The organism is Aquimarina sp. MAR_2010_214 (genome assembly GCF_002846555.1).
GTDB lineage: Bacteria > Bacteroidota > Bacteroidia > Flavobacteriales > Flavobacteriaceae > Aquimarina.
In genome coordinates this window covers 2,871,918-2,885,428 of record NZ_PJMS01000001.1, presented here as the reverse complement: position 1 = coordinate 2,885,428, position 13,511 = coordinate 2,871,918, and the positions used below count along the sequence as shown (strand labels likewise).

Genomic DNA, 13,511 nt, shown 5'->3' with positions numbered 1-13,511 from the left:
ATAACAATCAAAAAACAAACATATCATAGATGAACACATTCTATACAATAGCATTCAGTATTCTAAGTTTCACCTTATTATCTGCACAAGAACAACAATTTACAAGACAAGATTCTCTTAGAGGTTCTATAACCCCAGAACGAGAATGGTGGGATTTAACCTATTACCATCTTGATATCGCTGTTGATCCGGATAAAAAAACTATTTCAGGAAAAAATACAATTCATTACAAAGTACTGAAAGAGCATAACATAATGCAAATCGACTTGCAGTCACCTCTAAAAATAGAAAAAGTACTTCAGAATAATAAACAACTAAAAGTAACTTCAGAAGGTAATGCACATTTTATAACACTATCAACAGCGCAAAAAGAAAATAGTAAAAATGAAATAGAAGTGTATTATAGTGGTAAACCTCGAGAAGCTGTTCGTGCACCATGGGATGGTGGTATTTCATGGAAAAAAGATCAAAACGGAAAACATTTTGTAGCTTCTTCATGTCAGGGATTAGGAGCCAGCATATGGTGGCCCAATAAAGATCATATGTATGATGAAGTAGATAGTTTATTAATTAGCGTTAATGTACCATCTACTCTTATGAATGTATCTAATGGTCGATTGCGTAAAACAGAAAAACATGACAATGGCACCAAAACATTTCATTGGTTTGTAAGTAATCCTATCAATAACTATGGGGTGAATATCAATATCGGAGATTATGTGCATTTTGGGGAACAATACGAAGGTGAGAAAGGTAAACTTGATATGGATTATTATGTACTAAAAGATAACTTGGAAAAAGCAAAAAAACAATTTAAAGATGCCCCCAAGATGATGAAAGCTTTTGAGCATTGGTTTGGCCCCTACCCTTTTTATGAAGATAGTTTTAAACTGGTTGAAGTACCTTACTTAGGAATGGAACATCAAAGCTCTGTAACTTATGGAAACAAATATTTAAATGGATATCTAGGTAATGATCTTTCTGGATCAGGATGGGGAACAAAATTTGATTTTATTATTATCCATGAATCAGGTCACGAATGGTTTGCTAATAATATCACGTATAAAGATATTGCAGACATGTGGATACATGAGAGTTTTACGGCCTATTCTGAGAATCTGTTTGTTGATTATCATTATGGCAAAAAAGCAGCTTCAGAATATGTAATAGGTACCAGAAGAAATATTCAAAATGATAGACCAATTATTGGCCACTATAATGTTAATAAAGAAGGATCAGGTGATATGTATTACAAAGGAGCAAATATGCTTCATACACTTCGTCAACTTCTAGAGGATGATAAAAAATGGAGAGCTGTTCTAAGAGGGCTTAATTCTACTTTTTATCATAAGACCGTAACAACAAAACAGATTGAAGATTATATTAGTAAGGAAACCAAAATTGATTTAACTCAGTTTTTTAATCAATACTTAAGAACTGTAAAAATACCTACTCTCGAATACAAGTTTAAAGAAGGTGAATTAAAATATCGCTACACTAATATCGTAGATAAATTTGATATGCCGATACGCCTTTTTATAGATGGTACTCCAAAATGGATTCAACCTAATGCCAATTGGCAGACAAAAGATTTTAAAGGAGAAAAACTTACTGTAGACCCTAATTTCTATGTAAATATAACAGAACTATAGTGTTATAAAATGTCATCTTACTTTATTCCATTTACTGCTGCTTTTATATTAGGAGTATCCAAATCAGGACTCAAAGGAATGGGAATTGTAGTCGTAACCCTAATGGCACTTGCACATGGTGCAAAAGCATCTACAGGAATACTATTACCGCTTTTAATTTTCGCAGATGTTTTGGCTGTGCTGTATTATAACCGACATGCTCGTTGGAAATATCTCCTTCAATTCCTTCCATGGATGATAGGTGGCGTTCTATTAGCCGTTTTTGTAGGAAAAGATCTTCCTGAATATATATTTAAGAAAGGAATGGCCGTGATTATCATTATTAGTGTGGTTATCATGTTTTTTTGGGAACGGTACGATAAAAAAAACATACCTAATAGGCTTTGGTTTATTAGCACTACTGGGTTTGCTGCAGGTTTCACCACAATGATTGGAAACCTGGCAGGTGCATTTACCAATATTTTTTTCATGGCAACCCGAATACCAAAAAATGAGTTTATCGGTACTGCTGCTTGGTTATTTTTTATAATTAACTTGTTTAAACTTCCATTTCATATTTTTAGCTGGGATACTATAAATATGAAGACATTAATTGTGGATTTATATTTGATTCCGGGAGTTATACTGGGGTTCGTCATTGGACTCAAGGTAGTAAAACGGTTTAAAGATCATCAATACCGAAAATTCATTTTAATTATGACAGCGATTGGAGGATTGGTTATTTTATTTAAGTAATCACTAGTGCTATTAAATAATTATAGAGCATGCTTATTTAATGGATTAATAACTCATAGTTAAACTTTTAGTTAATTAATGCGATAAAAAAACAATAATGCTACTAATTTGATAAATTTAAGTATTAATCAAATTATATATATCATGAAAAAAAGGCAATTAAAAAAGCTTAAGCTTAACAAGAACACTATTTCAAGAATTAATTCTCAAAAAATTAAAGGAGGTACTGGTACAGGAGATTGTGATTCTAGTATTGCTCCAAATTGCAACTTTGCTTGTGCAACAGGAACGTGTGTTTCGCATAGAAATGATTGTTAAGTAAATAGATTATTTTAAAAAATCACAAAACTGCCAAGAATTTAAATCTTTGGCAGTTTTTATATCGTATATAATTAAATAATTGCTAGTAATTTCAAATGTATATGAGAGTATAATTCTTTTTGAATACATTAGGACCAAAAAAGAATCCTAAACAATGAAAATTACCTCTTTACCAAAATTACAAACCGAAAGATTACTTTTAAGGCAATTAAAAGAAAATGACAATAAGGTAATTCTCTTCTTACGATCTGATCAAGCAGTTAATGCATTTGTAAAAAGACCAAAAACGAATACAATAGAAGAGGCTAATAACTTTATTAACAAAATTAACAAAGGAATTGATGAGCAAGATTGGCTATTCTGGGGAATTACAATAAAAGATAATCCCGAACTTATTGGTACTATCTGTCTTTGGAATTTCTCTGAAGACAAAAAAATAGCAGAAGTAGGTTACGACTTGCATCCAAAGTTTCACAAGCAAGGGATTATGAATGAAGCATTGATAAGTATTCTTAATTATGGATTTAAAGTCTTAGAGTTGGATACCATAGAAGCTTTTACCCATCAAAACAATGAGCCTTCAAAAAAGCTATTATCAAAAAATAACTTCACTCACATTGAGTATAGAAAGGATAGCGATAATCTAGACAATATTATCTTTTCTATTTCTAGAAATGAATAATCAAAAGACATTTCTCAAAAGTCGATTTTTGAATAGAAAAATGATTTAATACTCTATATGTATTGATAATATTTGGCCATCAATAATGTATTATTAAAATCTAAAAAAATGAGTATCTTAATAATAATGAGTATCATAGTCGTTAGTATTATCATTGTTCTTATTTTTCTTTTAAATAAGCGAAAACCAATATCTAATTGTATTCATTATAAAAACTATGTTTTAATAAGAGAATCTCCTTATTCTGATGAGTTGAGTGATTATGAAATTATTAAAGAGAAACAAGGGCTTAGGTTTAGAACCAGAGAAGGCTACTCTTTATTTATCATAAAGTTACATTCTAAAGAGAATCAGGAAGTAAAATTAATAGGGCTTGCCAGCTATGGTGCAAGAAATCTTGAATTTAATCGGTACATCTGCAATTTGGTTGATCAAATAAATAGCAAAAAAAACACCAATTAAGCATACATCTCATATCTATACTTTCTATATATAATTCTCATAATTTACTTCTATAAGCTACTCGATTATAATAGAATCATCTCTACACTAGTAATTCTTACTATTTTATTCCTAAATAAAGGTACACATACGGTATATGTACCTTTAACCCCTTATTATTCTTCGTTTCCCAGGTGATAGCATATACATTTGTCTTGTAAAAAAATTCATTAATTAAAACTGAAGAACTATATGAAGCTTTTAAAAATCTCATTATTAACACTCTTTTTGACTATCAATTTTGCTCCCCTTAATGCACAATCAAAAACAAAATCATACACCTTAAAAAAAGGACATGTATTTGATATCATATTTCTGAATACTAAACCTGATACTAAACAAAAACTACAGCATTACTTTAAAACTGCATTTCCTGTAGCCGAAAAAATGGGATATCATAGATTACCAGGGATAGGTATAAAAGGAAGTCCAACTCAAGGTAATTATCATCCCGAAAGTATGATCTTTGGATATTGGGACACACTTAATGGAAGAGAAAAATTCTTACACGATATTCAAAAAACAATGCCTGATTTTCATGAAGAAAGAAGAAATATCTGGTCTACTTTTAACCTTACTTATTATGAATTAAAACAAGATCTGTCTTTTAGTATTAACCCTGAAAAATTTAATATTGTTACGGCATATTGGCATAAAGACAAGTCTTCTTTTCAAAAGTTCAAAAAAGAATGGGTACAGAAAATGAAAAAGGCAGGAGGTAAAATAGAAGTGGATTTTATAGAAGGTGCATCTCCTTTTGGATATCACTATAATCCAGATTATTTGGTCATTACTTCCTGGAAAAACAAAACCGATTTTGATCAATTTTATAAAGAAAATCTAAAAATGGATCATAGTTCGGTGAAACATGTGAATCAGTTTCATATTAAGTAACTATTTTAGACCAATAAAAGCAGGTTATTTGATAACCTGCTTAATACACTCCTATGCAAACACTTTTGAATCAACTCGTATATTTTGGTTATTTCCAGAGTCTGTTTTTACTCTGTATTTACCTTTTTTCGCCAAAGAACAGAAAAAACATTAATGGGTATGTCGCTTTTTTAGTACTGGTTCTTATGATTGGTTTATCGGGCCGGGTACTGTATATATCAGATATTTTTGGTAAAAACTTTCGGTTGATTGCATTTTCTGAGTTTGCAACACTCCTATTTGGATCTACAATTTACTTATTTACCAAATCTTCTTTATTAAACAAACGTTTTTCGTATCAGGACCTATTACACTACATCCCTGGGTTTTTCTATATCATTTTTGTTGTTTTTATCTTTATGCTTCCCACAGACGAGGTTATTGGATCAAGAGTTAAAAGCGGAGAATTATTTCGTACCATAACTATTTTTATTGGTATTGGTCTACTATTCAACATTACGTATTGGGTAATGAGTCTTCAGTTATTTCTTTCTTTTAGGAAAGGGTTGCGTAATGAATTAAGTTATACTGTAAAGACACAGTTTTTCTTTAATTTTCTTATTGCAATTGGTATTTGCTTACTATGCTGGGTTATTGTGTATTTCATTAGTATTTTTGGATTCGAAATGATAGAAAGAACAGCAAGAGAGACGATTTGGCTAAGTATTGCTTTAATTATTCTTTTTATCGCTTATTATGGTATGATTTCTCCTGATTTATTTAAAATCATCCCTGTCGGAATTCAAAAAAAATATACCCAATCCAAACTATCTAAATCAGATCTAGATCATTTACAAACCAAATTAGATCAGTTAATGGTAGAGAAAAAACCGTATCTCAATAGAAAATTATTAAAAGCAGAACTTGCTGACATGCTGGGAGTAAGTAGCCCAGAAATAGCTCGACTATTGAATGAAAATATCGGCATGAATTTCTTTGAATACATTAATTATCACCGGATTAAAGAGTTTGTAGAATTAACAAAAACAGATAAAGCCAAAAATTTCACCTTTTTTGGGCTGGCCCAGGAAGCAGGTTTTAATTCTAAAACCACATTTAATAAATCTTTCAAAAAATTGATGGGAACGTCACCAAAAGAATATTTTACTTCTCAGCAATAAAAAATAATACTTATTGCTCGTTAACATTTAAGAAAATTTTCAAATTAAATTATTAGATATCTTATATTTTTAGAAGTGAAAATAAAAGATCTCCATCATGAATTATATACTTAAAATTGTTTTAGTATGCTGTATCAGTTTACTAGCCTACCAAACAAATGCGCAATCCAAACAAGATTCTCTAGATATTAAACAAGTAGCTCTTGATTACCTCGAAGCACAACACAATGTAAACCCTAAACAATTTCAGCGAGCTGCTCATCCTAGAATGGTAAAAAGAACCTTTTGGAAAAATAAAGCTACAAACAAAGAATACCTTCGAGAAACGTTTACAGATTTTATGGTAATTCTATCGGAGTTTTATAACAGTAATGGGGATAAGTTTCCCAAAAACCCAAAAAAAGAGGTTATTATATTAGATGTTTTTGATAAGACCGCTTCTGTAAAACTTATTGCCGATGAGTGGATTGATTATATGCATATTGTAAAAATAAATGGCACATGGAAAATTGTAAATGTCCTTTGGCAATTTAACGATTCATCCCAACATTAATCCTTCTTCTTATATATAAGTTCTATTCAATAACTTTAATACCTTCTGTACATTATCAACCAGCTATTGACTAAGTTCTGACAAGTCTTTTTTATTTGTTTTTATTTTTTTTACCCCACGTGTAACAATTCACAACTTTCTACATCAAAGGGGAAAATCAAAATAGAAATACAATAAAAATAAAGACATGAAAACATTTAGAATTACCTTATTAGCCCTAATTATTATAAACTTAGGATTTAGTCAAACATCAGCTATCAAAATTGAAATAACTGGGCAAGGAGATCCTGTATTATTTTTACCAGGTTTTACCACTCCCGGATCAATATGGAACGATACCGTTGAACATTTAACTACAAAAAGTGAAGCTCATCTTATTTCCTACGCTGGTTTTAATGGTAACCCTCCTATTGCAATGCCATGGTATGATACCATTAAAGAAGAGTTGATTGTATATATCAAAGATAAAAATCTAACTAATGTAACAATTATAGGGCACAGTATGGGTGGAAACCTGGCTATTGACCTTGCTGCAGCATTACCCGATACAATTACCAGATTAGTTATTGTAGATTCTATCCCTTGTATGAGAGAATTAATGATGCCGGGGGTACCAGAAAGTCAAATACAATACGATAGCCCATATAACAAGCAAATGCTACAAACAGAAGATACGCAGTTTAAACAAACAGCCACTATGATGGCTCAAAATATGACCAATAACAAAGATAAAGTAGATATCTTGATCAATTGGATTATGGAAGCTGATCGCGAAACCTATGTTTATGGATATACCGATTTATTAAAACTGGATTTAAGAAAGGTTTTAAACAAAGTGACTGCAAAAACTTTAATTCTGGGAGCATCATTTCCTTCTGTAGAGGTTGCAAAGTCTAATTATGAAAAACAATATACTACTTTAGCAAACAAATCTATCAAGATGGCTTCAAACAGTAAACACTTTATAATGTTTGATCAACCCGAATGGTTTTATACAACAGTAAACGCTTTCCTGGCAAATGAGTAAAAAGAATCAACAACTTTTCGAAACTGTATATCGCCAGTGTTATCCTATGGTACAGCAAATGTGTCTCGGTTTTATGAAAGGAGATATAGATTTGGCCAATGATCTTTCGCAAGAAGTATTCATTAATATCTGGAATGCTCTCGAAAACTTTAAAGGACAATCAACTCATAAAACCTGGGTGTATAGAATCACGGTAAATACATGCCTGCAATACATAAGAAAAGAAAAAAAGAAAAAGAGATTATCCTTTGATAAAATAGAACATGTACTGGTTGATGAGTCACAAAACCAAGATGCAGAACAAGAACAAGGATTGTATATCGCCATAGGTCAATTAGAAGAACTGGATAGATTAATTATTATGATGGTGTTAGAAGGACAGGACTATGAAACTATATCACATGTTTTAGGTATTAAACCCACCAATGTTAGGGTAAAAATTCACAGAATAAAGAAACGACTTAAAAAAATATTAGATCATGAGTAATGAATTTGACGAATTGCAACGTAAGTGGCAAAAAGGAAAAAAAGATATCGAGAGCAATTCTGGAATATTAGAAGAAACATTATCTTCTATTACGTCTAAGAAAAATTTAAATGTTCGTTTTCACTACGGAAACATCATAATACTATCAATTACATTAATAGGAATATCTGCTTTTTTCTACTATGTAGCTCCGGTAAAAGAAATATTAAGCAGAATTGGAGTAGCGTTAATGATAGGAGGATTACTACTAAGAATAATAATCGAGTGTATTAGTGTCTTAAAATCAAAAAGAATCGATGTAATAGACGATGTGCTAAAAACAACTAATAATACAATAGCATTTTATAAGTTCAGGAAACGTATTCATGGGCCAGTCACGATAACCATAATAGCATTATACACTATTGGTTTTTATATGATCACTCCAGAATTTAGCTTATACTTCACCACATGGCAAATGGTGATGATCGACGTTTCCTATGTTATTGGTGCTATCATCTTTATTACGTTTGTTAGAAATAGTATTCGAAAAGAAATACGAACCCTTTTAGAAATTATTGAGTTAAAAAATAAAATCATTGAAGAAAATGAGGAGTAAAATCTTCCTTGTTTAACTTTTATTTCAATCTATAACGGCAAAACTGTAACAATCTTTAAATAATAGTATCTTTAGAAAAGATGATGTAGAGTATGCATCATCTTTTTAAAGTAATATAGGTATCTATTTATTTTTTAAAATTGGTCATCATCAATCCAACAAACATCGCAATATTTTTAAAGAAGTTCTCTACAGATTTAAAACTCATGCGCTATCACATCGAGTGTAGTTGAAATGTAATTTGTTTCTCAACTACGCTCGAAATGACAGTTAATAAAGAGAATTTTTGCTTACAATACTTCTACTCTCCTCATACTACTTAAAAATTATAATTACATTGGTGTCACTATTTAATTGTTATCATTCATATGGGAACACATTCCAAAAGAAAACTTGCAGAAAATATGACAATTGATTTTAACTATTATAAAGAGAATTGGATAGAAAACTGTAACTGTAGAAGATAATCATGAGATGAGAAAAATTGGAATACTCGGTCTTGGTGCAATAGGTTCTGTAATGTCACGGGCATTAGTAGCACATCCTGAAAACGAAATATTTTATTATACCAGAACTCCTAAATCGAAAATCAAAATACAATTTCAAAATAAAAAAATAGAAATACCTATCGATTCTAAAAAAGAAAGATCAGAAGAACTCGATTGGTTACTTATATGCTTAAAAGAATATCATTTTGAAACAGCTAAAGAACAACTGGTTCAATTAATTGGAGTATACACCAAAGTTGTTGTTATAAGAAATGGTATAGAATTAAAAGCACCTATTACACCTTTTACGACAGATGAAAATATTTTGGAATGTATGATTGATTGCCCGACTCAACCCATTGAAGATAATTATTACTTACAATATAGAAAACCGATACTTAAAGTCGAAAAAAGCAAGTTAGCAAAACGATTTAGAGCGCTTTTCACCAAAAATGACGTGCAAATAATAGAAGTACAAGATTACAAAACCGAAAATTGGAAAAAACTTATAGAAAGCTCTGCGCTAGGATCTATACTATGCTTAACCGGAAGAACATGTTCTGTTTTTGAAAACCCTGAAGTAATAGATTTGTATAAGGACCTGCTAAGAGAAGGAATTGAAGTCGCCAAATCAAACGGAGCTATAATTGAAGGTAATTTTGAATCTGAAATGCTAGATAAAATAGCTACGTACTCGAAAACAAAAGGAAGCTCGATGCTATCAGATCGGTTAACAGGAAATATCATAGAAGTTAACGCAAAAAATGGAGCGATCGAAAAGGTAGCTTCACAAAATAAAATTGCAACGCCAATTAATGATACTATTTGTAAATTACTCAGGCAAATAAATCAGAATTAATACCTAAAAATAAATGAGTAAAATTATCATACAAGGAATACAATTTGATAAAAAGTCCTCTTTTCAGCAAGGCCCGGGACTAGCTCCTCCATTAATTAGAGAAGCATTACACTGTGGTTCGCTTAATCTTTTTACAGAAAACGGAATCACAATCGAAGATTCTCGAATAACTGATAAAGGAGATTTTGATATTTCTGATTATTTTGACATTGAAACCATTACTTCAAATCATTTAGCATCTGAGACAAAAGTTTTTACTTTGGGAGGGGATCACTCCATTACCTTTCCTATTATTAAGGCACATCATAAAAAATATCCGAAATTAGATATTTTACATATCGATGCACATTCTGATTTGTATGATAACTTTGAAGGCGACAAGTACTCTCACGCCTGTCCTTTTGCAAGAATTATGGAAAACAGATTCGCAGCCAGATTAGTTCAGGTTGGGATTAGAACATTAAATACCCATCAGGCAGAGCAGGCCGAAAAATTTAATGTCGAAATTCATCAAATGAAGAACCTGGACTTAACCAAGATATCTCAATTTGATAATCCTGTATATATCTCATTGGATATGGATGGTTTTGATCCAGCATATGCACCCGGAGTTTCACATCATGAGCCTGGAGGTCTTTCTTCAAGGCAAGTAATCGATTTAATTCATAATATAAAAGGCGAAGTTATTGGGGCAGATATTGTAGAATATAATCCTAATAGAGATTTTCAGAATATGACAGCATTTTTGGCAGCCAAAATGATGAAAGAAATTTTAGGAAAGATGTTATAAAGATAATGTCATAGAAAATAATTACAAAATAACCCAAAATGGCTGAGTATTTAAACTTCACTGAAAACAAGGTACTATAAGTTACCTATGATATCTATCTTTGATTCAAAGATGTTTGTAGTAATCAAGAGGTATATCAATTATTAATGTGAGAACACATGAAAAAAATAGTTTTAATTCTTTTAGTATCCTTGCCTTTATTTTCTTTTTCGCAAAACAACTTGGATCAAACTCTGGTAGGCAATCACTACCTATCTGTTCAATGGATTTCATGGGATTATTTTGGAACTGCCAAAATCATAAAATCAGAAAAAGCCAATACATATACTATAGAAGGCCATCAAAATAGTAAAGAAAGTAGTGATTTCTTAAAAATTAAAGGTACTCTTACTCCAATCTCCGCAAAACACCTGATTTTTAACGGTATTATTGAGACCCAGGTAGGTTTTATAAATAACGGAGAACCTTGTATAAGAGAAGGAGAATTCAATTTTAAAGTAAAAGGAAATCGAAAATACTGGAGACTTCAGGAGATGGATAATCCGTGTAGTGAAGTCACTGATTATGTAGATATTTATTTTATTCAGAAGAAATGATATGCTTCAAAATTTTAGTCGACAAAACTGATACTCTAAAGCTATAATTCTAATTTATACACACTTAATTATTATTTTTTCTATCTTTGTATATATAGAAATATAGTAACAGTATGTTACACTCTTGTTTTTTAGCTTAAGGAAGAACATCGGAAAAACAAGTGAATTTCTTACGGAAAACCTCCGTATACCTTAATCAACAAAAGTTGGTTTGGTGTACGGAGGTTTTTTTATTGCACCTGTTATTAATTAACACATTATTAATATGAAAAGAGATATCATAGATGCATACAAAATTAGCAAGTCTGATTTGCATAGAACTCCTATGGCGCATTCTCCAGAGTTAAGTAAAATATCCGGGGCGAATGTCTTTCTTAAAATGGAATTTTTGCAATACACGGGGTCGTTTAAAATACGAGGGGTTCTTACTAAAATGCGCAGTTTAGACAAAAGTGTTTTTGACAAAACTTTTGTTGCAGCATCTACAGGAAATCATGCCGCAGCATTTGGATATGCTTCAGGAAAATTTGGATTTAATGGAGTATTATTTCTTCCAAAAAAAACAAATGAAACAAAAATAAAAGCGCTTGAACAATACGCGATCAGAGTTATTTTTTATGGTGAAAACAGCTTAGAAACCGAAGAAAAAGCGGCAACATATGCAAAAGGGATTGATGGTATTTTAATTCACCCGTATAATGACTCTGAAATTATTAAAGGTCAAGGCACTATTGCCATTGAAATAGAAGAGCAAGTACCAGAAGTGGATACTATTTTAACTCCTGTTGGTGGTGGCGGACTGGCATCTGGGATAGGCACTTATTTTGGCACTAATGATAGTATTTCGGTTATTGGCTGTCAACCCAAAAATGCTTCAGAAATGTATTTATCAATACAACATAATAGTATTGTTTCTCCGAGTACTTTATCAACTATTGCAGATGCATCTGCTGGCGGAATTGAAGATAATGCGATCACCTTTGATATTTGTAAAAAACACTTGTCTGGTTTTGAGATTATCGAAGAAGAGGATATTAAAAAAGCTGTGGCTTTTATGATGAAATATCATAAAGTAGAAATCGAACCTACAGCAGCACTACCTATCGCAGCATTATTACAAAGTAAAGCGTATCAAGGTAAAAATGTAGTTCTGGTAATAACAGGAAAAAAAATAGATAATCAATTGTTAACTCAAATAATGGGGAAATATGGCAACTATTATTAATCTGAAAGATATTAAAGAAAGTATAAAATCATTAGATGTCGTTGCAGCTATGAAAGAAGGTTTTATACACTATAGTAATAAAAAAACGGTAGTTCCTCCTGTAGGCGAGTTATTGTTTGAGGACCCTCCTGGAGATGTACATATAAAATATGGATATATAAAGAATGATGATTTTTATGTAATCAAAATTGCCTCTGGTTTTTATAATAATTCAAAATTAGGGATAGCTTCCAGCCAGGGAATGATACTCTTATTTAATCAAAAAACAGGGCAGCCCGTAGCTATTTTATTAGATGAAGGGTATCTTACCGATATTCGTACTGCAGCAGCAGGTGCTCTGGCAGCTACATATTTTGCTCCTAAAAAAATACATGCTATTGGTATTATAGGTACCGGGATTCAGGCTAAACTCCAGTTGCAATTCCTGCAGAAAAACAATCCTTGTAAAACCGTATGGGTATGGGGAAGAACACCCAAAAATGCAGAGAAGTTTAAAACGGAATTGAGTACTAATTTTGATATTCATATTGCCAAAACTCCTGCCGAAGTAGCAAAAAACAGTACCTTAATTGTTACTACTACTCCATCTGAAATAGCACTGCTTGATGCAAAAGATATCCTGCCAGGTGCGCACATCACAGCAGTAGGCTCTGATACTTCAGATAAGCAAGAACTTGGCAGTGAAGTGCTTCAGAAAGCAGATATCGTCATTGCAGATAGTATTTCGCAAAGTAAAAGTAGAGGCGAAATATATCGGGCTGTTAAAGACGGTTCAATTTCCGAAGAAAAAATCGTAGAACTTGGTAATGCAATTCAAGATCCTGCCTTGCAACGTACCCATGATGATCAAATAACAATAGTAGACCTTACAGGAGTTGCAGTACAAGATATAATGATTGCAAAAGCTGTTTATAAAACATACATGAATACTAAAATATAATAG

General features: G+C 31.6%; 16 protein-coding genes. All 16 read left to right on the top strand.

Features of this window, described 5'->3' with window-relative positions:
• Positions 1-29: 29 nt before the first annotated feature.
• The 16 genes from ATE84_RS12245 to ATE84_RS12175 all read left to right on the top strand — a co-directional run bounded on the left by ATE84_RS12245 (position 30) and on the right by ATE84_RS12175 (position 13,508).
• Positions 30-1,652: a M1 family metallopeptidase gene (locus ATE84_RS12245; RefSeq protein WP_101448233.1), complete on the top strand. Its 1,623-nt coding sequence runs from the start codon at positions 30-32 to the stop codon at positions 1,650-1,652.
• A 9-nt stretch (positions 1,653-1,661) separates the two neighbouring features.
• Entirely contained in the window at positions 1,662-2,387 is a 726-nt protein-coding gene (locus tag ATE84_RS12240) for a sulfite exporter TauE/SafE family protein (protein ID WP_101448232.1), read from the top strand.
• A gap of 144 nt (positions 2,388-2,531) precedes the next feature.
• Positions 2,532-2,705: a hypothetical protein gene (locus ATE84_RS26170; protein WP_158237240.1), complete on the top strand. Its 174-nt coding sequence runs from the start codon at positions 2,532-2,534 to the stop codon at positions 2,703-2,705.
• A 157-nt stretch (positions 2,706-2,862) separates the two neighbouring features.
• On the top strand, positions 2,863-3,390 hold the full coding sequence (locus ATE84_RS12235) for a GNAT family N-acetyltransferase (RefSeq protein ID WP_101448231.1): 528 nt from the start codon (positions 2,863-2,865) through the stop codon (positions 3,388-3,390).
• A 108-nt stretch (positions 3,391-3,498) separates the two neighbouring features.
• Positions 3,499-3,852 carry a hypothetical protein gene (locus ATE84_RS12230; protein WP_143273617.1) on the top strand — a complete coding sequence of 118 codons (354 nt, stop codon included), beginning with the start codon at positions 3,499-3,501 and terminating at the stop codon, positions 3,850-3,852.
• Between the two features lie 231 nt (positions 3,853-4,083).
• Entirely contained in the window at positions 4,084-4,785 is a 702-nt protein-coding gene (locus ATE84_RS12225) for a hypothetical protein (RefSeq protein ID WP_101448229.1), read from the top strand.
• A gap of 53 nt (positions 4,786-4,838) precedes the next feature.
• Complete coding sequence (locus ATE84_RS12220; protein WP_101448228.1) at positions 4,839-5,945, top strand: helix-turn-helix domain-containing protein; 1,107 nt, start codon at positions 4,839-4,841, stop codon at positions 5,943-5,945.
• Between the two features lie 97 nt (positions 5,946-6,042).
• Positions 6,043-6,498 carry a nuclear transport factor 2 family protein gene (locus tag ATE84_RS12215; protein WP_101448227.1) on the top strand — a complete coding sequence of 152 codons (456 nt, stop codon included), beginning with the start codon at positions 6,043-6,045 and terminating at the stop codon, positions 6,496-6,498.
• 187 nt (positions 6,499-6,685) lie between these two features.
• Positions 6,686-7,525 carry an alpha/beta fold hydrolase gene (locus tag ATE84_RS12210; RefSeq protein WP_101448226.1) on the top strand — a complete coding sequence of 280 codons (840 nt, stop codon included), beginning with the start codon at positions 6,686-6,688 and terminating at the stop codon, positions 7,523-7,525.
• Positions 7,518-8,012, top strand: a complete 495-nt coding sequence (locus ATE84_RS12205; RefSeq protein ID WP_101448225.1) for an RNA polymerase sigma factor — start codon at positions 7,518-7,520, stop codon at positions 8,010-8,012. The genes ATE84_RS12210 and ATE84_RS12205 overlap by 8 nt, the downstream gene beginning before the upstream one ends.
• A complete protein-coding gene (locus ATE84_RS12200) occupies positions 8,005-8,610 on the top strand; it encodes a hypothetical protein (protein WP_101448224.1) in 606 nt (201 codons plus the stop codon). Before ATE84_RS12205 ends, ATE84_RS12200 begins: the two co-directional genes overlap by 8 nt.
• Positions 8,611-9,084: 474 nt before the next feature.
• Positions 9,085-9,957 (top strand): ketopantoate reductase C-terminal domain-containing protein, encoded by an 873-nt coding sequence (locus tag ATE84_RS12195; RefSeq protein ID WP_101448223.1) that lies wholly within the window; start codon positions 9,085-9,087, stop codon positions 9,955-9,957.
• Positions 9,958-9,970: 13 nt separating this feature from the next.
• Positions 9,971-10,747, top strand: a complete 777-nt coding sequence (gene speB / locus ATE84_RS12190; protein ID WP_101448222.1) for an agmatinase — start codon at positions 9,971-9,973, stop codon at positions 10,745-10,747.
• A gap of 158 nt (positions 10,748-10,905) precedes the next feature.
• The gene (locus tag ATE84_RS12185) at positions 10,906-11,343 is read left to right on the top strand and encodes a hypothetical protein (RefSeq protein WP_101448221.1); all 438 of its coding nucleotides are present in this window, start codon (positions 10,906-10,908) and stop codon (positions 11,341-11,343) included.
• A gap of 265 nt (positions 11,344-11,608) precedes the next feature.
• Positions 11,609-12,568, top strand: coding sequence for a pyridoxal-phosphate dependent enzyme (locus ATE84_RS12180; protein WP_101448220.1), 960 nt, complete (start codon positions 11,609-11,611; stop codon positions 12,566-12,568).
• Complete coding sequence (locus ATE84_RS12175) at positions 12,552-13,508, top strand: NAD(P)-binding domain-containing protein (RefSeq protein WP_101448219.1); 957 nt, start codon at positions 12,552-12,554, stop codon at positions 13,506-13,508. Before ATE84_RS12180 ends, ATE84_RS12175 begins: the two co-directional genes overlap by 17 nt.
• Positions 13,509-13,511 lie beyond the last annotated feature (3 nt).

Coding starts and splice junctions, on each gene's coding strand:
- ATE84_RS12245 (WP_101448233.1), top strand. CDS start 30: ATGAACACATTCTATACAATAGCATTCAGTATTCTAAGTTTCACCTTA.
- ATE84_RS12240 (WP_101448232.1), top strand. CDS start 1,662: ATGTCATCTTACTTTATTCCATTTACTGCTGCTTTTATATTAGGAGTA.
- ATE84_RS26170 (WP_158237240.1), top strand. CDS start 2,532: ATGAAAAAAAGGCAATTAAAAAAGCTTAAGCTTAACAAGAACACTATT.
- ATE84_RS12235 (WP_101448231.1), top strand. CDS start 2,863: ATGAAAATTACCTCTTTACCAAAATTACAAACCGAAAGATTACTTTTA.
- ATE84_RS12230 (WP_143273617.1), top strand. CDS start 3,499: ATGAGTATCTTAATAATAATGAGTATCATAGTCGTTAGTATTATCATT.
- ATE84_RS12225 (WP_101448229.1), top strand. CDS start 4,084: ATGAAGCTTTTAAAAATCTCATTATTAACACTCTTTTTGACTATCAAT.
- ATE84_RS12220 (WP_101448228.1), top strand. CDS start 4,839: ATGCAAACACTTTTGAATCAACTCGTATATTTTGGTTATTTCCAGAGT.
- ATE84_RS12215 (WP_101448227.1), top strand. CDS start 6,043: ATGAATTATATACTTAAAATTGTTTTAGTATGCTGTATCAGTTTACTA.
- ATE84_RS12210 (WP_101448226.1), top strand. CDS start 6,686: ATGAAAACATTTAGAATTACCTTATTAGCCCTAATTATTATAAACTTA.
- ATE84_RS12205 (WP_101448225.1), top strand. CDS start 7,518: ATGAGTAAAAAGAATCAACAACTTTTCGAAACTGTATATCGCCAGTGT.
- ATE84_RS12200 (WP_101448224.1), top strand. CDS start 8,005: ATGAGTAATGAATTTGACGAATTGCAACGTAAGTGGCAAAAAGGAAAA.
- ATE84_RS12195 (WP_101448223.1), top strand. CDS start 9,085: ATGAGAAAAATTGGAATACTCGGTCTTGGTGCAATAGGTTCTGTAATG.
- speB (WP_101448222.1), top strand. CDS start 9,971: ATGAGTAAAATTATCATACAAGGAATACAATTTGATAAAAAGTCCTCT.
- ATE84_RS12185 (WP_101448221.1), top strand. CDS start 10,906: ATGAAAAAAATAGTTTTAATTCTTTTAGTATCCTTGCCTTTATTTTCT.
- ATE84_RS12180 (WP_101448220.1), top strand. CDS start 11,609: ATGAAAAGAGATATCATAGATGCATACAAAATTAGCAAGTCTGATTTG.
- ATE84_RS12175 (WP_101448219.1), top strand. CDS start 12,552: ATGGCAACTATTATTAATCTGAAAGATATTAAAGAAAGTATAAAATCA.